Raw genomic sequence first — 24544 nt, forward strand, 5'->3', positions numbered from 1 at the left:
AATCTTCCGTCGGGCGATTGCATATGCACGTGCATTTGCCCTTGGCGTCTTCCTGGGATGGGTCCATGATGAGTTCGCACCACCGCACCCGGGCGCATCACCGCCCCAGACATCGATGAGGTGAGATGGCTACCCACGACCCGTCCACCGGCCAGGTCTGGACGTTCGCCGAGGCCGACTACCGCTACGGCAGCGGCCCGTTGCGCATCCGGATCGACCGCGTGCTGGCCTCCGCCCCCATCCAGCAGGACGGCGAAGTGTGGTACGAGGTCGAGGGCCTGGAGTTCAACGACCAGGGCACCGTCATCGGCCCCCGCCGAGCCACGATCCGCGCCAGCCGCCTCCCCGCCGTCCGGCGCAACTCGAGCCGCTGACCGGCTGACACCACGACTACCGCCGCGCCCGGCCGGGTATGCGGCACCTCATGGTTGATCGCATTGCGGATCCCTGGGGCGAGCGCACGCCCCACGGGCCCGGGCAGGAATGGCCCGCCCGGGTGGATGAGCACGTCACGGCCGATGGCGTGGAGCGGTGGGTGCCGTCGGCGTCGATCCTGCACTCGAACGGCGACGCGATGGACATCGCCGTCAAGGGTGGCCGGATCGTCGGCGTCCGGGGGCGCGCGGCCGATCGGGTCAACCGGGGCCGGCTCGACCCGAAGGATCTGTACGGCTGGCAGGCCAACAACAGCCCGGACCGGCTCACCCGGCCGATGGTGCGCGAGGGCGGCCGGCTCGTGGAGACCGACTGGGAGACCGCGATGGGACGCGTCGCCGAACGGTCGAGACAGCTGCTGGACGGGCCCGGCGGCTGGGGCAAGATCGGGTTCTACACCAGCGGGCAGCTCTTCCTCGAGGAGTACTACGCGCTCGGGGTGATCGGCAAGGCCGGCATCGGCACCCCGCACATGGACGGCAACACCCGGCTCTGCACGGCCACCGCGGCGGCGGCGCTCAAGCTCAGCTTCGGTGCGGACGGGCAGCCCGGCTCGTACACCGACGTGGACCTCTGCGACGCGATCGCGCTGTGGGGCCACAACGTCGCCGAGACGCAGACGGTGCTCTGGATGCGCATGCTGGACCGGCGGCGCGGCCCCAACCCGCCGAGGATGCTGGCGGTCGATCCGCGGGAGACACCGGTCGCCCGGGAGGCCGACCTCCACCTGGCCGTGCGGCCCGGCACCAACGTGGCCCTCGTCAACGGGCTGATCCGGCAGATCGTTCACCACGGGTGGCACGACCGGGCGTACGTCGACGAGCACACCATCGGCTTCGACGAGCTGGTCAGGACCGTGGACCCGTACACGCCGGCGCACGTGGCCGGGATCTGCGGCGTCTCCCCGGCGGACGTCGAGCGCGCGGCGGAGTTGCTGGGCACCTCGGAACGGCTGCTCTCGACCGTACTGCAAGGCTTCTATCAGTCGAACCAGGCCACCGCGGCCGCGTGCGGCGTCAACAACCTGCACCTGATCCGCGGCATGATCGGCAAGCCCGGCGGCGGCGTGCTCCAGATGAACGGCCAGCCCACCGCCGAGAACACCCGGGAGGCCGGCGCCGACGGGGACCTGCCCGGCTTCCGCAACTGGGGCAACCCGGAGCACATCCGCGAGCTGGCGGACCTGTGGAACGTCGACGAGATGACCATCCCGCACTGGGCGCCACCGACCCACGCCATGCAGATCTGGCGGTACGCCGAGCAGGGCTCGCTCCAACTGCTCTGGATCAGCGCCACCAACCCGGCCGTCTCGCTGCCCGATCTGGCCCGCATCCGGCGGATCCTGGCGAAGCCGGAGCTCTTCGTCGTCGTCCAGGATCTCTTCCTGACCGAGACCGCCCAGCTCGCCGACGTGGTGCTGCCCGCCGCGACCTGGGGCGAGAAGCTGGGCACCTTCACGAACGCCGACCGGACGGTCCACCTCTCCGAGAAGGCGGTCGACCCGCCCGGCGAGGCCCGCGCCGACCTGGACATCTTCCTCGACTACGCCCGGCGCATGGACTTCCGCGACCGCGACGGCAACCCGCTGATCCCGTGGACCGGCCCGGAGGAGGTCTTCGAGGCGTGGAGGGAATGCTCGAAGGGCCGGCCCTGCGACTACACGGGCATCACGTACGAGGCTCTGCGCGAGGGCGGCATCCAGTGGCCGGTGGGCAAGGAGCGGCTGTACGCCGACGGCGTCTTTCACACCGATCCCGCCTACTGCGAGACGTACGGCCAGGACCTGAGCACGGGCGCCGAGTTCGAGGCCGAGGCGTACCGGGCGAAGCAACCCGGCGGCCGGGCGTTCCTGCACGCGGTGGGCTATCAGCCGTCGCCCGAGACCCCCAGCGACGACTACCCGATGCGCCTGACGACCGGCCGTACCGTCTATCACTTCCACACGCGCACGAAGACGGCCCGCGCCCCCGAGCTCAACGCGGCGGCCCCGGCCCCGTGGGTGGAGCTGCATCCCGCCGACGCGGCCCGGCTCGGTGTGACGGAGGGTGCCCCGGTCGCGGTCCGCTCCCCCAGGGGCGAGGTGATCGTCGAGGCGAGACTCACGGGTGTGCGGGAGGGCACGGTCTTCGTCCCGTTCCACTACGGCTACTTCGACGCGCCGCCCGGCCGGCCCCGCGCCGCGAACGAGCTCACGCTGACCGCGTGGGACCCCGTCTCCAAGCAGCCGCTGTTCAAGGTGGCGGCCGTCCGCGTCGAGCCGAGGAGCTGACCGCCATGCATCTCGCGCACTATCTGGGCCTGCTCCACCGCTCGCAGGCCAACCTGGCGAGCGCCTTCCGCGAGGTCGCCGCCGCCCACGCCGACGAGCCCGACATCGAACACCTGTGCCTGCGCCAGGCGGCGATCTGCGACACCCACGCCGAGCGGCTTCACCCCTTCGCCGAGCGGTACGCCGAGGAAGCACCCCGAGAGCCCGACCGCCTGCACTCGACCCTGTTCAGCGGCACCCGCACCGGCGGCATAGCCCTGCTACGCGACCTGCAGGACCTGTATCTGATGGCGTCCGAGTGCGACATCTGCTGGACGGTGATCGGCCAGGCAGCCTACGGCGCCCGCGACCGCGACCTGCTCGCCACCGTCCGCGACGGCGAGGGCGAGACGGCCGCGCAGCTCACGTGGCTGCGCTCCCGCATGAAGCAGGCCGCCCCGCAGGCCCTCGTGGTGGCCGACTGACACACCCGGGCCCCGCCCACCCGCAAGACGAGCCGCGGCGGGCCGGGCGGGGCCGGCGCTGAGTTTGCGGACGAGGCGGCCGGCGAACGGGACGACGCCGAGGCAGGTGGCGCCGATCGCGGTGAGCACGAGGCCGAGCCCGCCGGTCGCGTCGGCGCCGGCGGTGAGCGCGCCCACCCCCGCGAACGCGCCCACCCAGAGCGCGGTGCCCAGGGCCGACCAGAGCAGGAAGCGCCGGAACGGCATGCCCACGACCCCGGCCACGATCGGCACCACGGCGTGGATCACGGCGACGAACCGCACCGCCACGAGCGCCGGCGCGCCCCGGTCGCGCAGGTATTGCTCGGCACGGTCGAACCGCTCCGCGCCGATCCGCCGGCCGAGCCGGGTGTTGCGGAGCCGGGCGCCGAAGACGCGGCCCACCGCATACCCCAAGGACTGCCCGGCGAGAGCGCCCAGCGTGCCCACCACCAGGACCGCCGCGAAGCCGGCGGGCCCCTGCGGCAGCGAACCGGCCAGCATGACCACCGACTCGCCCGGCACGAGCAGCCCGGCCAGGAAGGTCATCTCGACGCCCGAGGTCAGGAACGTGAAGATCAGGACCGTCCACTGGTCGAGAGTGGACAGCCAGTCGACGAAGGCGGTGGCGGCGTTCATGAGATCGGCGAGCACGGATTCAGCCTGCCGGTCCGGGCGTCTCGGGGCCTCCGGGCGTTACCCCGAGAAAACCCCTAGGTCGAAAACTGGCCGCAATGGTCTCTAGCGTCGGGGCATGGCCATCTCCTGGGACGACGTCGTCGCGCGGCGTCTGCACCGGCACCATTTGTCCACCCCCGCGAGCACGCCCGCGCAGGCCGTCGCCGGCATGTGCGGAGCGCACGCCCAGGTGCAGAGCGCGGCCGAGGTGTCCGTGGCGATGCGCGTGGCGGGGGCCACCCGGGCCACCGTCCAGGAGGCCCTCGCCACCGAACGGAGCCTGGTGAAGACCTTCGGCCCGCGCGGCACGGTGCACCTGCTGCCCGCCGCGGACCTCGCCCTGTGGACCGGCGCGCGCTGCGCCCTGCCGCCGGAGCGGAGCCCGTTCGCGCCGGACGTGCGCCTCTCCCCCGGCCAGACCGACGCGGTCGTCGGCGCCATCGACGACGCCCTGCGCCACGCCCCGCCGCCCTCCGGGTTGACGGTCGACGAGCTCACCGCCGAGATCGTCGCCCGCGTGGGCTCGTGGGCCGGTGACCTGGTGATGCCGGCGTTCCAGACGCACTGGCCACGCTGGCGCCAGGCGCTCGCGACGGCCGCCGACCGGGGTGTGCTCTGCTTCGGCCTGCCGCGCGGGCGCAACGTCACCTACACGAGCCCGGCCCTCTGGGTGCCGGGTTTCCGGCCGCTCCCACCCGGCGAGGCGATCCGGTCGCTGGTGCGAAGCTACCTGCGGTCGTACGGCCCGGCCACGCCCGCCCACATGGCCCGCTGGCTGGGCGCGCCGGCGGGCTGGACGGCCACCGTCTTCGCCGACATGAAGGACCTCGCCGACAGCTTCCCTGCCGAGGGCTTCCTCGCCGGCGGCTTTCTCGTGGCGGGCGACGACTCCTTCCCGCCGGCGCAGGACGGCGGGGTGCGGTTGCTGCCCTACTTCGACGCCTACGCCGTGGGCTCCCACCCGCGCGAGCGCGTCTTCCCGGGCCGGGCGGCGGAGCGAGCGCTCAACCGCGGCCAGGCCGGCAACTATCCCGTGCTGCTCGTCGACGGCATCGCGGCCGGCGTCTGGCACTCCCGCCGCACCGGCCGCCGGCTCGCGGTCACGGTCGAACCGCTGCGCCCGCTCAGCCGCGCCCGTCTGGCGGACCTGGACGACCAGGTGGCGAGGCTCGGGCACATCGTCGGCGCCGCACCCACCCTGACGGTCGGCGAGGTGACCGCGGGCCCCCACGCGTGATCGCGGCGGACCGGGCCTCAGGCCGGCTGGGAAGGGGCCGTCTCCGCGGTGTCGATGATCAGGCCGGCGTGGGCGCGCACGTCGTCGGTGCCGTAGAAATCGTCCTCCTGGCGGGCCCACCGCTCCCAATGCGGCGCGTACATCTCACCGTCCCGGGCCAGGGCCCGTGCCCGGCGCTGGTCCACCGGGGCCTCCAGCCAGACCAGACCGCTGAGGTACGGCCTGACCGCCGCCGCGCCGCAGCCCACTCCTTCCACCACGAGCCAGTCCCCCCGCGGCGTCTCGTGCCATTCGGCATAGCGGCTCGCGGCCCAGTCCCACCGCCGCCACCGCGCCTGCCCACCGCCGGCCAGCGGGGCCAGCACCCACTCCGTCAGCGCGATCACCCCGCCGCGCAGGCCGTCCCACCCCGGGTAGAGGTCGTCCATCCGCACCAGCGGCGCCCCGAGCGCGGACGCGACCCCGCCCGCCAGCTCCGTCTTGCCCGACCCGGATCGCCCTTCAATCGCGACCACCCGGGTGCCTCCGGCAGAAGCCGGCAGCTTGGCCGCCCACGCGACAACGGCGCCGACATCGGACGCGTGGCGGGAGACGGTGCGCGACACCACCCGATCATCTCATCGGCCGGCGGCAACCTCGTCCGTCGCCGGCGCCTCCGTCAGCCTGCTGCGCGCCCTCGGGCAGCCCTGCCGCGCCCCGACCAGCCCGCCGCGCCCCGGGCAAAACAGACGGCCGCGGCCTCCACCAGTCGGGCCGTGCCTTCGTCAGTCGGCTGCGGTGACCGCGGCCCGCGGGATCGCTGTCGCCGCCGGGACGTGGGCGTCCGCGACCACCGGCTCGGGCTTGGTGGCCGCCGGCTGCTCCGACGGGATGGACGCGATGCCCGCCAGGATGAGCACACCGCCGATCAGTTGCAGCACCGTCAGCGACTCCCCCAGCACCAGCCACGCGAACAGCGACGCGAAGACCACCTCGAGCAGCCCGACGAACGACGCCAGCCGGGAGCCGAGCCGCGCCGACCCGGCGATGCCCGTGGCGTACGCGATGGCCGTGCCCACCACCGCCACCACCAGCAGCGGCAGCCACCACGGCGCCGTCGCGTCGACCACGGTGACGTCCGTGGTCACCGTCGCGAACGGGACCAGGCCCACCGCCGCCGCCACCGCCAGCGTGATGCTGCCGAGGATGAGACCCGCCGAGGCCAGCGCGACCGGCGGCAGCCCGTCGCTCGGGCGGGCGGCGACCACGAAGTAGACCGCGCAGCCGATGGCCGCGGCGAACGCCAGCGCGAGACCGAGCGCGTCCACGGCCTGCAGCGCACCCGGGCCGATCACGAGCACCAGCCCGCCGATGGCGAGGACCGAGCCGAGCAGGACCATGGGCTTGGGCGTACGGCGTGTGGTCGCCCACGTGAAGAGCACCAGCAGCAGCGGCGCCAGGTATTCGATGAGCAGCGCCGTGGAGACCGGGATGCGCGAGATGGCCGCGAAGTAGGCGAGCTGGGTGAACGCCACCGCGATGACACCCATGCCGAGCACCCGCCAGCGGCCGCGCCACAGCGACGACCAGCGGCCGCGCAGCGACAGCAGCATCAGGGGAAGCAGCACGAGGCCACCGGTCAGCGCCCGCACCGTGACCGCCGCCGCCGGCGACCAGCCCGCCTCGAGCAGTGGCTTGATGAACGCCCCGGACGTGCCGAACGAGATCGCCGAGGCCACGGCGATCACGAGACCCACGGATTTCGACGAGAACTGCATCTTTTCCCCCTGAGCGGCACCAGCGCGGCCGTCATGAGCTAAATTGCCTATGACCCTGACGCTAGACCGGCGCATGTGAGGAGTCAAATTGCTTTTTGCCCCTGACACGGCGGAGGCGCTCGAGTTCGTGGTCGCCCTCACCGACACTCACCCGGGCGCCACCCGCAGCGGCCGCGACGAGCTGTCCACCGTGGCGGACCTGGACGCCCTGCTGACCCACTGGAAGTACTCGGGCCGCATCGACCACGACGAGGCCGAGCTGCGCGAGGTCCGCGAGGTCCGCGACGAGCTGCGCCGCGTGTGGCTGCTCGACCGCGACGACATGGTGCCCGCCGTCAACCGGATGCTGCGGGTCGCGAACGCCCTGCCGTACCTGACCCGCCACGACGGCTCCGACTGGCACATGCACGCCACCGACCCGGACGCCCCGCTCGCCGAGCGCATGCGCGTCGAGGCCGCCCTGGCCCTCATCGACGCGATCCGCATGAACGAGGTGGGCCGGCTACGCGCCTGCGAGGCCGACGACTGCACCGGCCTGGTCCTGGACCTGTCCCGCAACGGCTCCAAGCGCTTCTGCAGCGTCCGCTGCGGCAACCGCATGAACATGGCCGCCTTCCGCGAACGCAAGGCCGGCGCCCCCGATCACCCCCGCCCGGTGTAGAGCCGGCTGTAGCGCCGGAGCACCAGCGGCCGACGCCCCCGCAGATCCTCGATCAGCCGCCGCCGGAACGCCTCCCCATGCTCGACGCTGAGATCGTCGAGACCGCTTCCCCCGGGGTGCGGGTACAGCGCGGCACCGTTCGACTACGCCGCAGGTGCGCACTGGAGCCGGCGCCCGGCGGTGACCAGACTCCCGTGCATGCCGACGACGACACTCGAGACCGCGCGACCTCCCATGGAGATGATGCTGCGCCATCTCTCCGACCCGCATCGGGAGATCATCGTCGCCACGTTCTTCGGCCGCCGGACGACGGGTGAGGCGGCGGAGCTGCTCGGGCTCGCCCCTGAGGAGGCCAAGGCGCGGCTCTACGAGGCGATGCGCGCCCTGACGAGCATGGTGGCGACCTGCCCGTGCCGGCGGCCGGGGCCGGTCCCGCGGCGTTCGCCGGTCAGCTTTGCCAGTGTTTGGCGAGCAGCTCGTACGAGCGCACCCGGTCGCGGTGGTCGTAGGCCATCGTGGTGATCAGCAGCTCGTCGGCGCCCGTCACGCGGCGCAACGTCGCCAGCCTGTCCACCACGGTCTGCGGCGAGCCCACGAACTGCGTGTCCACCCGGTCCTTGACCAGCTCGCGGTCCTCCTCGGTCCACTGGTGGCGCCGTGCCTGCTCCAGTGTCGGCCACGGCACGGCGCCGCCCTTGCGCACGCTGCGCACCCACAGGGCGTACGGCAGGGCGAGCTCGGCCGCGGTCTCGTCGTCGTCGGCCACGAGGACGTCGGCCGACACCATGACGTGCGGCGCCGAGAGCACCTTCGACGGCGTGAAGGCCGCCCGGTACGCCTCGACGGCCTCCAGGACCTTCGCCGGCGCCACGTGGTAGTTCGCCGCGAACGGCAGCCCGCGCGCGCCGGCGACCCGGGCGCTCTCGCCGCCGCTGCTGCCGAGGATCCAGAGCTGGAGGTCGGCGCCCTCGCCCGGCACCGCGCGCGCCTCGTTGCCTTCCCCGTCGGTGTACGGGCCTGAGCGCAGGATCTCGATGTCCTCGACGACGGTGTCCAGGTCGTGCGGCTCCGCGCCGGGCTGCTTGAGCAGCTTGAACCAGAGCTGCGCCCGGCCCGACCTCAGCAACACCTGATAGTTGTAGTGCTTCGGGATCAGCAGCCCGTCGACGATGCGTTCCTGATCCGGCTCGGCGGAGGCGGGAGCGGAGGCCGTACCCGAAATGTCGGATTTACGCCGCTGGGCCGACCGGCCGAGGCCCAGGTCGAAGCGCCCCGGATAGAGCGCGTCGAGCAACCCGAACTGCTCCAGGGCGGCCAGCGGCGTCAGGAAGCCGGTCTGCAGTGCCCCCGAGCCGAGCCGGATGCGGTCGGTGACCGAGGCGATGGCGCCGAGCAGCACGGCCGGCTGGGAGCTGGCCACGCCGGGTGTCAGGTGGTGCTCGGCCACCCAGTAGCGGTGGTAGCCGAACTCCTCGGCGGAGCGGGCCAGGTCGAGGGTGCGGCGCAGCGCGTCGCGGGCGTCACCGCCGTCGACCAGCGGCGCGAGATCGAGAACGGACAGCGGGACGGTCATGCGAGACTCCCTGGGAAGGGCCGGCTGGGGATTTCCTTGCGCAGCACCGGGGCGATCTCCGACTGGAAGAGCTCCAGCGTCGCACGGTGCTGTTTGTCGGTCAGGCCGTCGCCGTCGGCGTGCAGGTGCATCACCTCGTGGCCGAACTCGGTGTGGTAGCGCAGCACCTTGTCGACGATCTGCTGCGGGCTGCCGACGAGGATCGAGCTGCGCTCGATCGCGTCCTCGAGCGTCGGGAAGACCGGCTCGACGCCGGCCTTGCGGAACAGCGCGATCCGCGCCTCGTAGATGGGGCGGTACGTCTCGACGGCCTCCTGCGAGGTGCGCGCCGCGTAGAAGCCGGCCGTCCCGGCGCCGACGAGCGCGTCCTTCGGGTCGTGCCCGTAGTGCGCCCAGCGCTCGCGGTAATAGCGGATCAGCTCCGCGTACGGCTCGATGGGGTTGGTGACGTTGGCCGAGAAGAGCGGGTCGCCGTACTGTGCGGCGAGGTCGACGCTCTCCCTGCTGGTGGCGCTGCCGTGCCACACCCGGATGGGCTGCTGGAGTGGGCGCGGCCAGGTCTCCGCGTCGGTCAGCGACGGGCGGAAGCGGCCCGTCCAGGTGACCTTGGGCTCGCGCCAGAGGCGGCGGAACAGCTCGTAGCTCTCCCGGTTGCGGTCCCACTGGTCCTCGGTGGTGACGTGGAAGAGCCTGGCCTGGGCGGCACCGTTGCCCTTGCCGATGATCAGCTCGAGCCGGCCGTCGGCCAGGTTGTCGAGGGTGGCGTAGTCCTCGTACGCCCGGACCGGGTCGAGCAGGCTCAGCGTCGTCACGGCGGTGAAGAGCCGGATCGTGGACGTGCGGGCGGCGATGTGGCTGAGCACGACCGGCGGCGACGACGAGATGAACGGGCGCTCGTGGCGCTCGCCCACGCCGTACCCGTCGAAGCCCAGCTCCTCGGCGAGCACGGCGTTGTCCACCACCTCCCGCAGGCGGGCGTGGTCGGAGACCTTCGGGTCGTGCTTGGCGATGAGCGTGATGAGCAGGAATTTCAACGCTGCGACACCTCCAGGGTCGGCACCGCGTCGAGCAGGGCGCGGGTGTACTCGTGCTGCGGGTGGTGGAAGACGTCGTCGATCGGCCCTGATTCGACGACCGAGCCGTCGCGCATGACGAGCACGCGGTCGGCCAGGTGGTGCACGACGCCGAGATCGTGCGAGATGAACAGCAGCGCCGTGCCGTCGGTGGCGCGGATGTCGGCCAGCAGGTCGAGGACCTGAGCTTGTACGGACACGTCGAGCGCGGAGACCGGCTCGTCACAGATGATCAGGCTGGGCCGGGGCGCCAGCGCACGGGCGATCGCCACGCGTTGCCGCTGCCCGCCGGAGAGCTGCCGCGGATAGCGGTCCAGCACGTCGGCGGAGAGCCCGACCCGTTCGAGCAGCGGGACGGCGCCGGACTTGCCGGCCAGCGCCTCGCCGACGATCCGGCGCACCGTCCAGCGCGGATCGAAAGCGGACAGCGGATCCTGCGAGATGAATTGGAGGCGGCGGCGCCGCGGACGGCGCCGCCGCTCCTTCAGACCGGTCCATGGCGCGCCCTCGAACGCCACGGTCCCGGACGTCGGCGGCACCAGCCCGAACACGAGCTGCGCCACGGTGGTCTTTCCCGATCCGGACTCGCCGACCAGCCCGACGATCTCCCCTCGCCGCACGACCAGATCCACACCGTCCACAACGGTGTGCCGCCCGTAGGTCTTACGAAGCCCTTCCGCCCGGATGACGACGCTGTCGGCCGCTCCCTCGGGCGGCCCCTCCGCATCGAGGGCAACGCTGTCAGGAACGGCGGTCGAGGAGAGGCGGCGGCCCCGGGAAGCCGCTGACGGCACGGCCCGGACCAACTCCCGGGTGTACGGGTGGGCCGGCGCGGCGAGCAGCGATGCCGTGTCGCCGGACTCGATGACACGGCCGTCCTTCATGACCAGGACGCGGTCGGCAAGGCGGGAGACGACGGCCAGGTCGTGGCTGATCAGGAGCAAGGTCTCACCGGCCGCGCGGCGTTCGGCGAGCAGGTCCAGGATCTGGGCCTGGACGGTCACGTCGAGGGCGGTGGTCGGCTCGTCGGCGATCAGCAGCGGCGGGCCGGCGGCGATGGCCGAGGCGATCAGCGCGCGCTGGCGCAGGCCGCCGGAGAGCTGGTGCGGATACTGCTTCGCCCTGCGGGAGGGCTCGGGCACGTGGACGGCCGACAGCAGCGACACCACGTCGCCCGGTGCCTTGTGGATGCGCAGCACCTCGCCGATCTCGGCGCCGACCGTGCGCAGCGGGTCGAGCGACACCAGCGCGTCCTGGAGCACCAGGCCGGCGAAGCTGCCGCGGAGCCGCTTCCAGTCGCGTTCGCCGTACCCCCGGACGTCCTTGCCGTCGATCTCGAAGCGCGACGTGGACACCGTGGCCCCGCGCCCGGCGAGGCCGACCAGGGTGCGGGCCGTGACCGACTTGCCGGAGCCCGACTCGCCCACCAGCGCCACGCATTCGCCGGCGGCGATGTCCAGGTCGACGCCGCGGACCGCCTCGACCACCGTGCGCCCCACCGGAAAGGTGACGCGCAGATCCCGTACGGAGATCATGCCGTCCTCCCCTCGAAGCGGCGATGGAGGCGCCGGCCCACGACGGTGAGCGAGATGACCACGAGGGTGACCACCACTCCCGGCAGGATGGACGTCCACCAGGCGATGCTGAGATAGCCGCGGCCCTCGGAGAGCATCGCGCCCCACTCGGGCGACGGCGGCTGCGGTCCCATGCCGAGGAAGCTGAGGCCCGCGGCGGCGAGGATCGCCTCGCCGAGCCCGATCACGGCGAGGACCGGGATCGGGCCGATCACGTTGGGCAGCACGTGCCGCAGCACCAGCCGCGGGCGTGAGTCGCCGAACGCCACCGCCTGCGTCACATATCCGGCCTGGCGGACCACGAACGTCTGCGAGCGCACTACCCGGGCGTAGTGCGGCAGCGTGGCGATGCCGATCGCCACGATCAGGCCCATCGTGCCCGGGCCGGCGACCGCGACGAACAGCAACGCGAGCAGCAGCAGCGGGAACGCGGCGAGCGCATCGAAGCCGCGGCTGAGCGCCTCGTCGGCGTACTTGTGGGAGAGCCCGGCCAGCAGGCCGAGCAGGACGCCGAGGCCCGCGGCGACCAGGGTGGCCGCGATGCCGATGGTCAACGAGTGCCGGGCGCCGTGCACCACCCGGTCGAAGACGTCGCGGCCCAGTTGGTCGGTGCCGAACCAGTGGGCGGCGCTCGGCGCCTCCAGAACGTGCCTCGGATCGGCCGCCAGCGGGTCCCCGGCGAACAGACCCGGCAGAGCGGCGGCGGCAACAGCGAAGGCCAGGAACGCCCCGGCCAGGGCGACACCGACGCCACGAGGACGCCGGATTCGCACCGGCAAGGGCCGGTCGAGGGCGATGGTCACGTCAACTCCTCCGCAGCCGAGGATCGATGATCAGGTAGGCGAGGTCGGCCAGGGTGTTGAGCACGACGTAGACGAAGGCCGAGAAGACCACCACGGCCAGCACGACGGGCATGTCCTCGCTGGTGACCGCGTTCAGCGTCACCTGGCCCAGGCCGGGCCGCCCGAAGACCGTCTCGATGATCACGGCGCCGCCGAGCAGGATGCCGAACAGCCAGCCGATCAGGGTCACGGCCGGCAGCAGCGCGTGCCGCAGGGCATGCCGGACCAGCACGGCCCGCTCCCCCAGGCCGCGGGCCCGGGCGGTGACCACGAACGGCTCGTCCAGTGCCCGGTCGACGCCGTCGCGCAGCACCTGGGTCAGGACCCCGGCCACCGGCAGGGCCAGGGTGACCGCCGGCAGCACCAGCGAGGCGAAGCCCTGGCCGCCGGAGACCGGGAACAGGCCCAGCCGGAACGAGAAGACGCTCAGCAGGATGATCCCGATCAGGAACGGCGGGGTCGAGACCAGCACCAGCTCCAGGGTGGAGCTGACCCGGCGCGCCCAGGGCCGGCGCGTGGTGATCGCCAGCACGAGGGCCAGCACGACGCCGAGCACTCCCGCGCTGGAGGCGAGCGTCAGGGTCGGCGCCAGCTGACCGCCGATCACCTCGGCGACCGGCCGCTGCAACAGGTAGGAGCGGCCCAGGTCGCCGTGCAGTGCCCGCCAGAGGAAGTCGAGGTATTGCACGACGGCCGGGCGGTCGAGGTGCCACTCCTGGATGATCTGGGCCCGGATCAGGGGCGTGTCGGCGCCGTCGCCGATGATGGCGTCGACCGTGTCCCCCGGGGCCGCGAGCAGGGCCAGGTAGGCCGCCGTGGCGGCGGCCCACAGCACCACGAGGCCGGTGGCGAGGCGGCGGAGCACGATCACTTGCTCAGCCAGACGTTGTACGCGCTGCCGGGCACGCCCGCGGTGGGCTCGAAGCCGAGTCCGCCGACGGCCTTCGACGCGGCGATCTGGTCGGCGGGTGCGTAGAGCGGCTGGATCAGCGCGTCCTTCGCGATGACCTTCTGCTGGATCTCCTGGTAGGTCTTCGTCCGGTCCGCACCGGCCTCGCCCTTCGCGAGCAACGCGTCGAGCTCGGCGTCCTTCACGCCGGTCCGGTTGATCGCGCCGTCGGAGCGCAGCAGCAGGTTGAGCGCGGCGCCGGCGTCGGTGTCGGCCCGCGAGTTGTCGAAGATCTCGTACTCGTTGTCCGCGATGGCCTTGGTGGCGGTGCCCTGGTCGACCACGGAGACCTTGAGGTCGATGCCGGCGCTCTGCTTGACCGCGGCCTGCACGGCCTGGGCGAGGACGTCGCGGCGGTCGCGGACGAACGGCGCCGACTGGATCAGCCGGGCGGTGAGCCGCTTGCCGCCCTTGGTGCGGTAGCCCTCGGCGTCACGCGTGCTCCAGCCGGCGGCGTCGAGCGCGGCGTTCGCCTTGGCGGCGTCGTTTCCGTAGGTCTTTTCCAGCGAAGCGTCGTAGAGCGGGCTCGCCGGCGAGATGACGCTCCAGGCGCGGGTGGCCGTGCCGCGGTAGACGCCTTGGAGCACGGTGTCGACGTCGAGCGCGTCGCGGAATGCCTGCCGCACCCGGATGTCGTCGAACGGCGCGTGCGAGGTGTTGAAGTAGTACGAGTAGGCCGAGCCCGAGTTGAGGCCCTTGCTCAGGGTCAGCGACGGGTTCGCGGTGATCTGGGCCTGGTCGGTCGCCGGCACGCCCTCGATCACCTGCACCTGTCCGGAGGTGAGCGCGCCGACGCGCACCGACGACTCCTTGAGGAAGCGATAGGTCACGTCGTCGAGGTACGCCGGCCCGGCGTGCCCCGCGTTGGCGGGCGCCCAGTTGTAGGCCGGGTTCTTGACGTAGTGCAGCTCCTGGCCGGGGGTGTACCTGTCGAGGATGAACGGCCCGGTGCCCGCCAGCTCCGGGCCGCCCGCCTTGAGGTTCTTCGCCTCCTTCAGCGACTTGGGCGAGACGATCGCGCCCTGCGGTGAGGAGAGGAAGTCCAGCAGGAGCACGTCGGGCTGCTTCAGGTGGTATCTGATCGTCGCCGGGTCGACGACCTCCACGCTCTTCAGGCTCTTCAGCTGTACGGCGGCGACGGCCGGCGCGTACCCGTCGGCGAGCAGCTGGTCGACGTTGGCCTTGACCGCGGCCGCGTCGAATCGGGTGCCGTCGCTGAAGGTGACGTCGGTGCGCAGCTTGACCGTGTACGTCTTGCCGTCGGGCGACACCTCGTAGCCGGTGGCGAGCCAGGGAACGTAGCCGCCCTTGTCGTCATGGGTGAGCAGCGCCTCGAAGCTGTTCCAGACGAGCAGGCGCGCCTTGGCCTGCGCGTACTGATGCGGGTTCAGGGTGATCGGCTCGGTCTCGACGGCCCACGTGAGCGAGCCGCCGGAGACCGGAGCACCGGCGTCGGTGGCGGTGCCGCCGCTGGAGGAGCAGCCCGCCAGCAGCGTGAGGGACGCAGCCGCGGCGAGCCAGAGACGGTGACGCATCGATACCTCCATCGGAACGGACTCCCTATTTCCTATCGGCAAAATGGGATATGCGCAAGAGCTGCGCGATTGACAACTTCGTAAAACATATAGAGCCGATAGGACTTGAGGACAATGCCGTTCCGCACCTAGCGTTCTGAGGCACCAAGCCACATCCGGAGGACGCCCCGTGAGTCTTCTTTCCTCGGCTCGCGCGGCGGTTCGCCGCACGAGCGACGATCCGCCTCCCGCACCGGCAGCGTCGCCGGATCACGACGAGTTGACCATCGTTCCCGCCCGCCACCCGTGGCGCTGGGTCGCCGCGGCGGCCGTGCTCGTCCTGGTGGCCCAGTTCCTGCACGGCCTGGCCACCAATCCCGGCTGGGACTGGAGCACGTTCTTCGGCTACTTCTTCGAAGAGTCGGTGATGGGGGCCCTGCTCATCACCTTGGAGCTCACGTTCGCCGGAGCCGTCCTCGGCTTTGCCGGCGGCATCGTCCTCGCGCCGATGCGGCTGTCGAGCAACCCGGTGCTCAAGTCGGTGAGCTGGACCTTCATCTGGGTCTTCCGCTCGGTGCCGCTGATCGTGCAGCTGCTGTTCTGGGCCAACCTCGGCTACCTCTACGACCGGCTCCAGATCGGCGTGCCGTTCGGGCCGGGCTTCCTGCACGTCGAAACGTCCAGCCTGGTCAGCGCGTTCGGCGCGGCCCTGCTGGGCCTGGCGCTGCACGAGGCCGCGTACGCCGCCGAGATCGTGCGCGCCGGCATCCTCTCGGTCGACCAGCGCCAGATGGAGGCGGCCGCCGCCCTCGGCATCCCGCGGCTGCGCCAGTTCCGCCGGATCGTGCTGCCGCAGGCCATGCGGGCGATCCTGCCGAACGCGGCGAACGAGCTGGTCAACCTGCTCAAGAGCACGTCGGTGGTGTACGTGCTGGCGATCGGCGAGCTGTTCTACCAGGTCCAGGTCGTCTACGGCCGCAACGGCCGGGTCGTCCCGCTGCTCATGGTCGCCACCGTCTGGTACGTGATCCTGACCGCGCTGCTCTCCGTCCTCCAGCACTACACCGAGCGCCACTTCGGCAAGGGGTACCGGCGATGATCGAGATCAGGGGCGTGCACAAGTCCTTCGGCAGCCTGGCCGTGCTGCGCGACGTGAGCCTCAGCGTCCCGGCCGGCAGCGTCACGGTGATCCTGGGACCCTCGGGCTCCGGCAAGTCCACGCTGCTGCGCTGCATCAACCACCTCGAAAAGGTCGACCGCGGCACGGTACGCGTCGACGGCGAGCTCATCGGCTACCGCCAGGACGGCGACAAGCTGCACGAGCTGCCCGAGCGCCTGGTGCTCAAGCAGCGGGCCGGCATCGGCTTCGTCTTCCAGACCTTCAACCTGTTCCCGCACATGACGGCCCTGGAGAACGTGAACGAGGCCCGCGGCCCGCGCGACGCTCTCCAGTTGCTCGACCGGGTCGGCCTGGCCGGCAAGGCCCACGCCTATCCGCGGCAGTTGTCCGGCGGGCAGCAGCAGCGCGTCGCGATCGCGCGGGCCCTCGCGCTCGACCCGAAGCTGGTGCTCTTCGACGAGCCCACGTCGGCGCTCGACCCCGAACTGGTCGGCGAGGTCCTCGACGTAATGCGCGACCTGGCCCGGGCCGGCACCACGATGGTCGTGGTGACGCACGAGATCGGCTTCGCCCGCGAGGTCGCCGACACCGTCGTCTTCCTCGACGGCGGCCGCATCGTCGAGCAGGGCCCGCCGGCCGAGGTCCTCGACAACCCCCAGCACGAACGCACCCGGGCCTTCCTGTCCAAGGTCCTCGTCTAAGGAGATACCCCCATGCGTCGCAGAACCCTGTTCGCCACCGTCGCGCTCGTCGCCGGGCTCGCCGGCTGCTCGGCGCCGGACGAGGCACCCCGGGAGGCGGCCGCCGCCGTCTCGGTGCGGATCAACGACTCGCCGGACCAGCAGCGCATCGTCCCGGCCAAGGTGGACTCCGTCGCGGCGCTCCTGCCCGCGAAGGTCCGCGACAGCGGCAAACTTGTCATCGGCGTCGGCGCGGCCGGCTCCGGATTCCCGCCCCTGGCCTTCACGGCCACCGACAACAAGACGCTGATCGGCAGCGAGCCGGACATCGCCGTCGCCATCGCCGGCATCCTCGGCCTCGAGCCGGACCTCCAGAACACATCCTGGGAGAACTTGTTCATCGGCCTCGACAGCGGCAAGTACGACCTCGGCGCCTCGAACATCACCGTCACCGAGGAGCGCAAGCAGAAGTACGACTTCGTCACCTACCGCAAGGACGAGCTGGCCTTCGAGGCGAAGAAGGGCTCCGGCCTCAAGGTGACCGGCCCGGCCGACGTGGCGGGCAAGAAGGTCGCGGTCGGCTCCGGCACCAACCAGGAGAAGATCCTGGTCGAGTGGAGCGAGGAGAACGTCAAGGCCGGCCGCCCCAAGGTCGACATCAAGTACTACCAGACCAACCAGGCGACCTACCTGGCGCTCGGCTCCGGCGCCATCGACCTCTACCTCGGGCCGAACCCGACGTCGGCCTACCACGTGGCGACCGCGGGCGAGACCGAGATCGTCGGCACCTACTCCGGTGCGGGCGCGTCGTTGCAGGGCCTGATCGCGCTGACCACCAAGAAGGACAACGGCCTCGTCAAGGCGTACAAGGCGGCGCTGGACGAGCTCATCAAGTCGGGCGACTACAAGAAGATCCTGGACCGCTGGAACCTCGCGAACGAGGCCGTGGACCAGGGCGAGATCAACCCGCCCGGCCTCCCGATCGAAGGTAAGTGATCATGACGCATCTCGCTGTGGCGCTCGACGGCGCCGGCTGGCACCCCGCGGCCTGGCGGCTGCCCTCCGCCCGCCCGTCCGATCTGTTCACCGCCGCCTACTGGGCCGATCTCGTCCGGGAGGCCGAGCGCGGCAAGCTCGACTTCGTGACCATCGAGGACGGCCTCGGGCCACGCTCGCCCGAGGGCCGCACCGACCGGGTCGAGGGACGCCTCGACGCCGTGCTCATCGCGGCCCGCGTCGCGCCGCTGACCTCGCGCATCGGTCTCGTGCCGACCGCGACGGTCACGCACACCGAGCCGTTCCACATCTCCAAGGCGATCGCGACTCTCGACTACGTCAGCACCGGCCGCGCCGGGTGGCGGGTGCAGGTCTCCGCCCGCCCCGAGGAGGCCGCGCACTTCGGGCGGCGCACGCTGCCCGCCCTCGACGAGGTGGGTGTCAAGGAGCTCTTCGACGAGGCCGCCGACTACGTCGAGGTGGTGCGGCGGCTCTGGGACAGCTGGGAGGACGACGCCGAGATCCGCGACGCCGCCACCGGCCGCTTCATCGACCGGGACAAGCTGCACTACATCGACTTCGACGGCAAGTACTTCAGCGTGAAGGGCCCGTCCATCACGCCCCGGCCCCCGCAGGGCCAGCCGCTGGTCACGGCCCTCGCACACGCCGACATCCCTTACGCGTTCGCGGCCGGCTCCGCCGATCTCGTCCACGTGACCCCGGCCGACGCGGACGACGCGAAGCGCATCGTCGCCAAGGTGGACTCGCTGCCGCACGTCTTCGCCGACCTCGTCGTCTTCCTGGAGGACACCGAGCAGGCGGCCCGGGACGCGAAGGCGCGCCTCGACGAGCTTGACGGCAGCGCGTACACCTCGGACTCTGTGATCTTCACCGGCACCCCGGCCCAGCTGGCCGATCTGCTGCTGAGCTGGGAGCAGGCGGGGATCACCGGGTTCCGGCTGCGGCCGGGGCGGCTGCCCGCCGATCTCGAGGCCATCACCCGCGGCCTGGTGCCGGAGCTCCAGGCACGCGGCGCCTTCCGCCGGGACTACGAGGCGACGACCCTGCGGGGCCTGCTCGGCCTGCCCCGGCCCGCGAACCGCTACCGTCAGGAGGCACCCGTTGCCTAAGCAGATCCATCTCGCCGCGCACTTCCCCGGCGTCAACAACACCACGGTGTGGAGCGACCCCGAGGCCGGCAGCCACATCGAGTTCGCGTCGTTCGTCAAGCTGGCGCAGACCGCCGAGCGCGCGAAGTTCGACTTCTTCTTCCTCGCCGAGGGCCTGCGGCTGCGCGAGCAGGGCGGCAAGATCTACGACCTCGACGTGGTGGGCCGCCCCGACACGTTCACCGTGCTGGCCGCGCTCGCCGCCGTCACCACCCACCTCGGCCTTGCCGGCACGATCAATTCGACCTTCAACGAGCCGTACGAGGTGGCACGCCAGTTCGCGAGCCTCGACCACCTCAGCGCCGGGCGCGCCGCCTGGAACGTGGTGACCTCGTGGGACGCGTTCACGGGCGAGAACTTCCGGCGCGGCGGCTTCCTCGCCGAGAAGGACCGCTACAGCCGGGCCACGCAGTTCCTCGACACCGCCAAGGAGCTGTTCGCCTCGTGGCCCGCGGACGCCGTGGCCGCCTCCCCGTCCGAGGGGGTGTTCCTTCGCGATGCGTCGGCCGGAACCTTCGCCCACAGGGACGACCACTTCGACATCGCGGGCCGCTTCAACGTGCCGCGCAGCCCGCAGGGCCGCCCCGTGATCCTCCAGGCCGGCGACTCGGACGCGGGGCGCGAGTTCGCGGCCGCCACCGCCGACGCGATCTTCAGCCGGCACGGCACTCTCGCCGAGGGGCAGGCGTTCTACGCCGACGTGAAGGGCCGCCTCGCGAAGTACGGGCGCGAGCGCGACGAGCTGCTGGTCCTGCCCGCTGCCACCTTCGTGCTGGGCGACACCGAGGACGAGGCGCAGGAGAGGGCGCGCATCGTCCGGCGGCAACAGGTCAGCGGGGCGACCGCGATCAAGTTCCTGGAGCAGCTGTGGAACCGCGACCTCAGCGCGTACGACCCGGACGGGCCGCTGCCCGAGATCGACCCGGACGTCTCGGACGACCACATCGCGCGGGGGCGGGCGAGCGTGCGGATGCACCGCGACCCGATCGCGGTGGCGAACGAGTGGCGGGCTCGCGCCGAGGCCGAGAAGCTCTCCATCCGCGAGCTGATCATCGAGGTGACCGGGCGGCAGAGCTTCATCGGCACGCCGTCCTCGGTGGCGGCGTCGGTGAACGAGCTCGTCCAGGCCGACGCGAGCGACGGCTTCATCCTGGTGCCGCACGTGACCCCGGGCGGGCTCGACGAGTTCGCCGACAGGGTGGTGCCGCTGCTGCAGGAACGAGGCGTCTTCCGTACGGAGTATGCGGGCCCCACCCTGCGCGACCACCTCGGCCTGAAGGCACCGCGATGACCACGGTCTCGCCGGGCACGTCGGTCCTCGACAACGCGGCCTGGCAGTCGCTGACCGGCCCGCACACCCGGTTCGCCGAGCGGTACGGGCGGGCGGCGCGCTACTCCCCCGAGGTGGCACCGTTCCACGCGCTGGAGGACCCCGGCGACCCCGCGGCCTGGGCGGACCTGCTCGCGCTGGCCGGGCCGGGCGCCGAGGTGGCGGTGGCCGGCCCGGTCCCCGCCGCCCACCCGGGGTGGCGGCTGGTCGACGAGGTGGCCGGCGTGCAGTTCACCGACGACTCGCTGGCCGACACCCCGGCGCCGGAGGCGGTGCCGCTGACGGCCGCCGACGTGCCGGAGATCCTCGGCCTGATCGAGCGGACGCGGCCCGGGCCGTTCCGCACGCGCACCATCGAGCTGGGCACCTACCTCGGCATCCGCGAGGGCGGGGCGCTGATCGCCATGGCCGGCGAGCGGCTGCACCCGCCCGGCTGGACGGAGATCAGCGCGGTCTGCACGGACCCGGCCCATCGCGGCCGGGGGCTGGCGACGCGGCTGGTGCGCGCGATCGCGTACGGCATCAGGCAGCGCGGGGAGACGCCGTTCCTGCACACGTCCGCGGCGAACGCGACGGCGATCCGCCTCTACAAGTCGATCGGCTTCCGGCTGCGGCGGCGGACGACGTTCGGCCTCTTCGCCTCGGAGCCGCGCTAGTCGCTTTGCCGCAGCTTTCGCTTTGTTGCGCTTCGTTGCACCTTGTTACGCCTTGTTACGGCTCGTTAGCTTTGTTGCGCCTTGTTGCGCTTTGTTGGCGCGGCCTCTCGGTTTGTTGCGCCTTGTTGCCGCGGCCGTTCGCTTTTGTTGCGGTGGCCTTCGTCAGTCGCGTGGGTTCCAGTCGGAGCTCTTGGCGAGCTGTTGCCAGCGGCGGCGCTCGCCGGCGCTCAGGCGCGGCGGGACGACAATGCGGATCTCGGCGTAGAGGTCGCCGGCGACGCCTTCGGGGTTGGGCATGCCCCGGCCCCGGAGGCGGGCCCGCCGCCCCGAGGACAGTCCCGCCGGCACCTGCACCTGCGCCGGGCCGGCCGGGGTCTCGACCGGGACGGTCGCGCCCAGCGCCGCCTCCCACGGCGCGAGCGGCAGGTCCACGTAGATGTCGCGGCCCTGCACGCGATAGCGCGGATGCGGCGCTATGCGGACGGTCACCGACATGTCCATGCCCGGCAACGGGATGCGCCGGCCGTCGGTGACGCCGGGCGGCACGTCGACCTCGACGACGCGCACCGCCGTGCCGAACTCGAGCGTCAGATGGCGCTTGCCTCCCTCGTACGCCTCCTCGACCGTGATCTCGACGACCTCGACGCCGGCGTCGAAGCGCGGCATCCGCTGGCCCCGGGTCTCGCTGGAGAAGAAGCCGCCGAGCCCCCGGTCCAGGTCGTACATGGCGCGTTTGCGCTCGTCGGAAAGGATGTTGTAAGCCTCGGTGATCTGCTTGAACCGCGTCTCGGCGCCCGTCTCCCGGTTGAGGTCGGGGTGGAAGCGCCGGGCGAGCGCCCGGTAGGCCCGCTGGATCTCGGCCTGGCTGGCCGATCTGTGCACGCCCAGCACCTCGTAGTAGTCACGCGTCTTCGTGGCCACGGGCCTCCCCCTCGCGCTCGCGTCCATAGAGGTTTATGGCTTGAGCCCGCCCGTGTCAACTCTGTGTCCTCAGACTGTCACGTTGGGATCCACCGGCAGCTCGCAGTGCCGCGCCGACATCTTGAGCGCGGGCCCGAGCCCGCAGTCGGTGAGAATCGCCGGGTGGATGCCGCGCAGGATCGCGCCGAGCTCGTCAACCGTGTCGCCCAGCCCGTCCGCGATCCGGCTCAGCCGCATCCGCAGCTCAGGACACCCGGCGGGCAGACCGGCCTGCGCCGCGCGAACGTTCAGCGCCGGCGCCACCAGCCGCTCCTGCACGGTCCGGGTCAGCTCCCGCTCGATCCGCCGCCGCACCTCGTCGGCCGCCGCGATGATCCTCTTCTCCTCCACGCCGTCATCGTGGAACCGCCCGGCCCGCACTCGCGTCGGCCAGGTGGCTGGTCGGTATGAAGCGGCCGACCGCGCTTTCCCGCCCCGCCCGGCGGTCGGGCGGGGCATGGTGTTGTGTCATCGGCCGATGCTGACGGCTGTGTTCCAGAAGCCGGCCGAACCGGCACAGGGCTTACCGTGACCGGCTAGTCCTTGCGGCCGCTGAGCGCCACGCCGACGCCGAGCCCGACCATGGTGAGGCCCGCCGCGCCGCCGACCAGGTCCAGCCGCCGTGCCGAGCGGCCGAACCACGACCGGACCGCACCCGCGGCGACGCCCCACACCGAGTCCATCGCCAGGGCGATCGCGGAGAACACCGCGCCCAGCACCACCATCTGCGGGGCAGGGTGCCCGGCGGCCGGGTCGACGAACTGCGCAGGATCGCCGCGAAGAACACCACCGTCTTCGGGTTCGTCACGCCGACGACGAAACCCTGCACCAGGGTGCGCCGGTCACCGATCGGCGCGGCCCGCGCCTCGAACGCCTCCCGCAACGCGCGGCGATGGCGGACCGCCTGAACCCCGAGGAAAATCAGATATGCCGCACCGGCAAACTTGATCACCGTGTAGATCACGGCTGAGGTCTGCACGAGGGCGCCGATGCCGACCGCTACCGCGGTCGCCGCGGTGAAGCTGCCCAACGCCCCACCGACGACCGTCGTCAGGGCCGCCCGCCGGCCGTACGCCAGCGCGCGACTGATCGCGAACAACACCGAGGGACCGGGGATGACGATCAGTACGAACGCTGCGAGCGCGAAGGCGGCCAGACGATCAGGCGATGGCATGCGGCCAGACTAGCTCCGTCGCCGGTCGGCCAGGCATGGGCGTAACCGGTCGACAGCGCCGGCAACGGAGCACGCGCCGTGGATGACGCGCGCGGGAGCGCATGTCCCGCGCGCCGCTACCCGTCGCTGGGCAGAACCCGGTGGAGCCGGCCGTGGGACGTGATGCCGAGCTTCGCGAAGACCTTGCGCAGGTGGTACTGGGCGGTGCGGGCGCTGATGAACAGCCGGGCGCCGATCTCCGGGTCGGACAGGCCGTCGCGGGACACTGTTGATCACACTGATGAGCAGGGTAACCGCCGCGGCCGAGGGCATGATGAACTGGCTCTGCGAGAGGAGGCCATGCGTTGATGGCATCGAACGGACCCACCCGGGCCGTCACACTGCGGGACGTCGCCCGCCTGGCCGGGGTCTCGGTGGCGACCGCCTCGAAGGCCCTGAACCACCAGCCCCAGGTCAAGGCCGAGACGCGGGCACGCGTCCTGGAGGCGGCCGCGCAGCTGTCCTTCTCGCCGAACACCCTCGCCCAGGGCCTGATCGGCGGCCGCACCGGCACGGTCGGGCTGCTCACCTCCGACCTGGAGGGCCGCTTCTCCATCCCGATCCTGATGGGCGCCGAGGACGCGTTCGGCTCCGACCAGGTCTCCGTCTTCCTCTGCGACGCGCGCGGCGACGCCATCCGCGAGAAGCACCACCTGCGCGCCCTGCTCTCCCGCCGCGTCGACGGCCTCATCGTCGTCGGCGCCCGCCCCGACACCCGCCCTTCCCTGGGCCGGGACCTGCCGGTCCCGGTCGTCTACGCCTACGCCCCCAGCGACGACCCCGCGGACCTGTCCCTGGTCACCGACAACGAGGCCGCCGGCCACCTGGCGGTCGACCACCTCATAGCCTGCGGCCGCACCCGGATAGCGCACATCACCGGCGACCCCACCTACGGCGCCGCCCAGGACCGCGCCCGAGGGGCCCAGGCCAGGCTCGCCACCGCCGGCCTCCCGCTGGCCGGCGACCAGGTGTGGTTCGGCATGTGGTCCGAGGCGTGGGGCCGCGGCGCCACCCGCATGCTCCTGCAACGCGACCCGTCGGTGGACGCCATCTTCGCCGGCTCCGACGAGATCGCCCGAGGCGTCCTCGACGTCCTGCACCAGGAAGGACTGGACGTCCCCGGCCGCGTCGCCGTCATCGGCTTCGACAACTGGGAAATCCTGGCCGCCAACGCCCGCCCGCCGCTGTCCACCATCGACATGAACCTCGAGGAGCTGGGCCGCCGAGCCGCCCAGCGCCTGTCCGCCGCCATGGACGGCCACCCGGCCACCGGCACCGAGACCCTCCCCTGCCGCCTGATCACCCGAGAGTCCACAGCCCCGCTGAACTGAACCGCCGGCGCATCGCGACGCCGATGATCCAGCCCCGAGCTCGGG

General features: G+C 71.9%; 25 protein-coding genes and 2 pseudogenes. 13 read left to right on the top strand and 14 right to left on the bottom strand.

The window, feature by feature from the left end:
- The first annotated feature begins 125 nt into the window (after positions 1-125).
- From Ade02nite_RS17445 to Ade02nite_RS17455, 3 genes are all read left to right on the top strand, one after another.
- Positions 126-374, top strand: coding sequence for a hypothetical protein (locus Ade02nite_RS17445; RefSeq protein WP_203763836.1), 249 nt, complete (start codon positions 126-128; stop codon positions 372-374).
- 122 nt (positions 375-496) lie between these two features.
- Entirely contained in the window at positions 497-2704 is a 2208-nt protein-coding gene (locus Ade02nite_RS17450) for a molybdopterin oxidoreductase family protein (protein ID WP_239168829.1), read from the top strand.
- A 5-nt stretch (positions 2705-2709) separates the two neighbouring features.
- Positions 2710-3168 (top strand): hypothetical protein, encoded by a 459-nt coding sequence (locus tag Ade02nite_RS17455; RefSeq protein WP_203763842.1) that lies wholly within the window; start codon positions 2710-2712, stop codon positions 3166-3168.
- A gap of 180 nt (positions 3169-3348) precedes the next feature.
- Here the strand turns inward: Ade02nite_RS17455 and Ade02nite_RS49320 are convergent.
- Positions 3349-3825, bottom strand: a pseudogene (locus Ade02nite_RS49320) (DedA family protein); the annotation flags it as partial.
- A 115-nt stretch (positions 3826-3940) separates the two neighbouring features.
- On the opposite strand from Ade02nite_RS49320, the gene Ade02nite_RS17460 reads away from it, so the two are divergent.
- Positions 3941-5101, top strand: coding sequence for a winged helix DNA-binding domain-containing protein (locus Ade02nite_RS17460; protein WP_239168830.1), 1161 nt, complete (start codon positions 3941-3943; stop codon positions 5099-5101).
- A gap of 17 nt (positions 5102-5118) precedes the next feature.
- Here the strand turns inward: Ade02nite_RS17460 and Ade02nite_RS17465 are convergent, their stop codons facing one another.
- Positions 5119-5706, bottom strand: a complete 588-nt coding sequence (locus Ade02nite_RS17465) for a nucleoside/nucleotide kinase family protein (RefSeq protein ID WP_203763844.1) — start codon at positions 5704-5706, stop codon at positions 5119-5121.
- A 159-nt stretch (positions 5707-5865) separates the two neighbouring features.
- Entirely contained in the window at positions 5866-6858 is a 993-nt protein-coding gene (locus Ade02nite_RS17470) for an EamA family transporter (RefSeq protein WP_203763846.1), read from the bottom strand.
- A gap of 88 nt (positions 6859-6946) precedes the next feature.
- Between Ade02nite_RS17470 and Ade02nite_RS17475 the strand changes: the two genes are divergently transcribed.
- Positions 6947-7519, top strand: a complete 573-nt coding sequence (locus Ade02nite_RS17475; RefSeq protein WP_203763848.1) for a CGNR zinc finger domain-containing protein — start codon at positions 6947-6949, stop codon at positions 7517-7519.
- A 448-nt stretch (positions 7520-7967) separates the two neighbouring features.
- On the opposite strand, the gene Ade02nite_RS17485 is transcribed toward Ade02nite_RS17475, so the two are convergent.
- Genes Ade02nite_RS17485 through Ade02nite_RS17510 form a run of 6 tightly spaced genes read right to left on the bottom strand, consistent with a single transcriptional unit; the run spans position 7968 to position 15065 of the window.
- Positions 7968-9092: an LLM class flavin-dependent oxidoreductase gene (locus Ade02nite_RS17485; RefSeq protein ID WP_203763850.1), complete on the bottom strand. Its 1125-nt coding sequence runs from the start codon at positions 9090-9092 to the stop codon at positions 7968-7970.
- Positions 9089-10126 (bottom strand): LLM class flavin-dependent oxidoreductase, encoded by a 1038-nt coding sequence (locus Ade02nite_RS17490; RefSeq protein WP_203763853.1) that lies wholly within the window; start codon positions 10124-10126, stop codon positions 9089-9091. The genes Ade02nite_RS17485 and Ade02nite_RS17490 overlap by 4 nt, the downstream gene beginning before the upstream one ends.
- Positions 10123-11700 carry a nickel ABC transporter ATP-binding protein NikE gene (gene nikE / locus Ade02nite_RS17495; protein WP_203763854.1) on the bottom strand — a complete coding sequence of 526 codons (1578 nt, stop codon included), beginning with the start codon at positions 11698-11700 and terminating at the stop codon, positions 10123-10125. Before nikE ends, Ade02nite_RS17490 begins: the two co-directional genes overlap by 4 nt.
- Entirely contained in the window at positions 11697-12542 is an 846-nt protein-coding gene (locus Ade02nite_RS17500; protein ID WP_203763856.1) for an ABC transporter permease, read from the bottom strand. Before Ade02nite_RS17500 ends, nikE begins: the two co-directional genes overlap by 4 nt.
- 1 nt (position 12543) lies before the next feature.
- Positions 12544-13452 carry an ABC transporter permease gene (locus tag Ade02nite_RS17505; RefSeq protein ID WP_239168831.1) on the bottom strand — a complete coding sequence of 303 codons (909 nt, stop codon included), beginning with the start codon at positions 13450-13452 and terminating at the stop codon, positions 12544-12546.
- Complete coding sequence (locus tag Ade02nite_RS17510) at positions 13449-15065, bottom strand: ABC transporter substrate-binding protein (RefSeq protein WP_203763859.1); 1617 nt, start codon at positions 15063-15065, stop codon at positions 13449-13451. The genes Ade02nite_RS17505 and Ade02nite_RS17510 overlap by 4 nt, the downstream gene beginning before the upstream one ends.
- A 259-nt stretch (positions 15066-15324) precedes the next feature.
- On the opposite strand from Ade02nite_RS17510, the gene Ade02nite_RS17515 reads away from it, so the two are divergent.
- From Ade02nite_RS17515 to Ade02nite_RS17540, 6 genes are read left to right on the top strand one after another with little or no spacing between them, the layout of a single operon-like run.
- Positions 15325-16143, top strand: a complete 819-nt coding sequence (locus Ade02nite_RS17515; RefSeq protein ID WP_239168832.1) for an amino acid ABC transporter permease — start codon at positions 15325-15327, stop codon at positions 16141-16143.
- A complete protein-coding gene (locus Ade02nite_RS17520; RefSeq protein ID WP_203763863.1) occupies positions 16140-16865 on the top strand; it encodes an amino acid ABC transporter ATP-binding protein in 726 nt (241 codons plus the stop codon). Before Ade02nite_RS17515 ends, Ade02nite_RS17520 begins: the two co-directional genes overlap by 4 nt.
- Before the next feature lie 12 nt (positions 16866-16877).
- Complete coding sequence (locus Ade02nite_RS17525; RefSeq protein ID WP_203763867.1) at positions 16878-17840, top strand: ABC transporter substrate-binding protein; 963 nt, start codon at positions 16878-16880, stop codon at positions 17838-17840.
- Positions 17841-17842: 2 nt separating this feature from the next.
- Positions 17843-18970: an LLM class flavin-dependent oxidoreductase gene (locus Ade02nite_RS17530; protein ID WP_203763871.1), complete on the top strand. Its 1128-nt coding sequence runs from the start codon at positions 17843-17845 to the stop codon at positions 18968-18970.
- The gene (locus tag Ade02nite_RS17535; RefSeq protein WP_203763873.1) at positions 18963-20300 is read left to right on the top strand and encodes an NtaA/DmoA family FMN-dependent monooxygenase; all 1338 of its coding nucleotides are present in this window, start codon (positions 18963-18965) and stop codon (positions 20298-20300) included. The genes Ade02nite_RS17530 and Ade02nite_RS17535 overlap by 8 nt, the downstream gene beginning before the upstream one ends.
- Positions 20297-20995: a GNAT family N-acetyltransferase gene (locus Ade02nite_RS17540; protein WP_203763876.1), complete on the top strand. Its 699-nt coding sequence runs from the start codon at positions 20297-20299 to the stop codon at positions 20993-20995. Before Ade02nite_RS17535 ends, Ade02nite_RS17540 begins: the two co-directional genes overlap by 4 nt.
- A gap of 162 nt (positions 20996-21157) precedes the next feature.
- Here Ade02nite_RS17540 and Ade02nite_RS17545 read toward each other — a convergent pair whose 3' ends face one another.
- From Ade02nite_RS17545 to Ade02nite_RS49325, 3 genes are all read right to left on the bottom strand, one after another.
- The gene (locus tag Ade02nite_RS17545; RefSeq protein WP_239168833.1) at positions 21158-21916 is read right to left on the bottom strand and encodes a DnaJ C-terminal domain-containing protein; all 759 of its coding nucleotides are present in this window, start codon (positions 21914-21916) and stop codon (positions 21158-21160) included.
- A gap of 69 nt (positions 21917-21985) precedes the next feature.
- Entirely contained in the window at positions 21986-22306 is a 321-nt protein-coding gene (locus tag Ade02nite_RS17550; protein WP_203763883.1) for a sensor histidine kinase, read from the bottom strand.
- A 185-nt stretch (positions 22307-22491) separates the two neighbouring features.
- Positions 22492-22680, bottom strand: a complete 189-nt coding sequence (locus Ade02nite_RS49325) for a hypothetical protein (RefSeq protein WP_239168834.1) — start codon at positions 22678-22680, stop codon at positions 22492-22494.
- 12 nt (positions 22681-22692) lie between these two features.
- On the opposite strand from Ade02nite_RS49325, the gene Ade02nite_RS49330 reads away from it, so the two are divergent.
- The gene (locus tag Ade02nite_RS49330) at positions 22693-22863 is read left to right on the top strand and encodes a hypothetical protein (RefSeq protein ID WP_239168835.1); all 171 of its coding nucleotides are present in this window, start codon (positions 22693-22695) and stop codon (positions 22861-22863) included.
- Here Ade02nite_RS49330 and Ade02nite_RS50725 read toward each other — a convergent pair.
- Positions 22779-23129 (bottom strand): annotated as a pseudogene (locus Ade02nite_RS50725) (LysE family translocator); the annotation flags it as partial. The gene Ade02nite_RS49330 and the pseudogene Ade02nite_RS50725 sit on opposite strands and share 85 nt — an antisense overlap.
- A 116-nt stretch (positions 23130-23245) precedes the next feature.
- The gene (locus Ade02nite_RS17560; RefSeq protein ID WP_203763890.1) at positions 23246-23395 is read right to left on the bottom strand and encodes a helix-turn-helix domain-containing protein; all 150 of its coding nucleotides are present in this window, start codon (positions 23393-23395) and stop codon (positions 23246-23248) included.
- A gap of 81 nt (positions 23396-23476) precedes the next feature.
- On the opposite strand from Ade02nite_RS17560, the gene Ade02nite_RS17565 reads away from it, so the two are divergent.
- A complete protein-coding gene (locus tag Ade02nite_RS17565) occupies positions 23477-24499 on the top strand; it encodes a LacI family DNA-binding transcriptional regulator (protein WP_203763893.1) in 1023 nt (340 codons plus the stop codon).
- Positions 24500-24544 lie beyond the last annotated feature (45 nt).

Origin of the sequence: Paractinoplanes deccanensis (assembly GCF_016862115.1) — a bacterium.
Taxonomy (GTDB): Bacteria; Actinomycetota; Actinomycetes; order Mycobacteriales; family Micromonosporaceae; genus Actinoplanes; species Actinoplanes deccanensis.

Bases quoted from the DNA above. Each gene is read 5' to 3' on its own strand.
- Ade02nite_RS17445 (WP_203763836.1), top strand. From the start codon at position 126: ATGGCTACCCACGACCCGTCCACCGGCCAGGTCTGGACGTTCGCCGAG.
- Ade02nite_RS17455 (WP_203763842.1), top strand. From the start codon at position 2,710: ATGCATCTCGCGCACTATCTGGGCCTGCTCCACCGCTCGCAGGCCAAC.
- Ade02nite_RS17460 (WP_239168830.1), top strand. From the start codon at position 3,941: ATGGCCATCTCCTGGGACGACGTCGTCGCGCGGCGTCTGCACCGGCAC.
- Ade02nite_RS17470 (WP_203763846.1), bottom strand. From the start codon at position 6,858: ATGCAGTTCTCGTCGAAATCCGTGGGTCTCGTGATCGCCGTGGCCTCG.
- Ade02nite_RS17485 (WP_203763850.1), bottom strand. From the start codon at position 9,092: ATGACCGTCCCGCTGTCCGTTCTCGATCTCGCGCCGCTGGTCGACGGC.
- nikE (WP_203763854.1), bottom strand. From the start codon at position 11,700: ATGATCTCCGTACGGGATCTGCGCGTCACCTTTCCGGTGGGGCGCACG.
- Ade02nite_RS17510 (WP_203763859.1), bottom strand. From the start codon at position 15,065: ATGCGTCACCGTCTCTGGCTCGCCGCGGCTGCGTCCCTCACGCTGCTG.
- Ade02nite_RS17520 (WP_203763863.1), top strand. From the start codon at position 16,140: ATGATCGAGATCAGGGGCGTGCACAAGTCCTTCGGCAGCCTGGCCGTG.
- Ade02nite_RS17525 (WP_203763867.1), top strand. From the start codon at position 16,878: ATGCGTCGCAGAACCCTGTTCGCCACCGTCGCGCTCGTCGCCGGGCTC.
- Ade02nite_RS17530 (WP_203763871.1), top strand. From the start codon at position 17,843: ATGACGCATCTCGCTGTGGCGCTCGACGGCGCCGGCTGGCACCCCGCG.
- Ade02nite_RS17540 (WP_203763876.1), top strand. From the start codon at position 20,297: ATGACCACGGTCTCGCCGGGCACGTCGGTCCTCGACAACGCGGCCTGG.
- Ade02nite_RS49325 (WP_239168834.1), bottom strand. From the start codon at position 22,680: ATGGTGGTGCTGGGCGCGGTGTTCTCCGCGATCGCCCTGGCGATGGAC.
- Ade02nite_RS17565 (WP_203763893.1), top strand. From the start codon at position 23,477: ATGGCATCGAACGGACCCACCCGGGCCGTCACACTGCGGGACGTCGCC.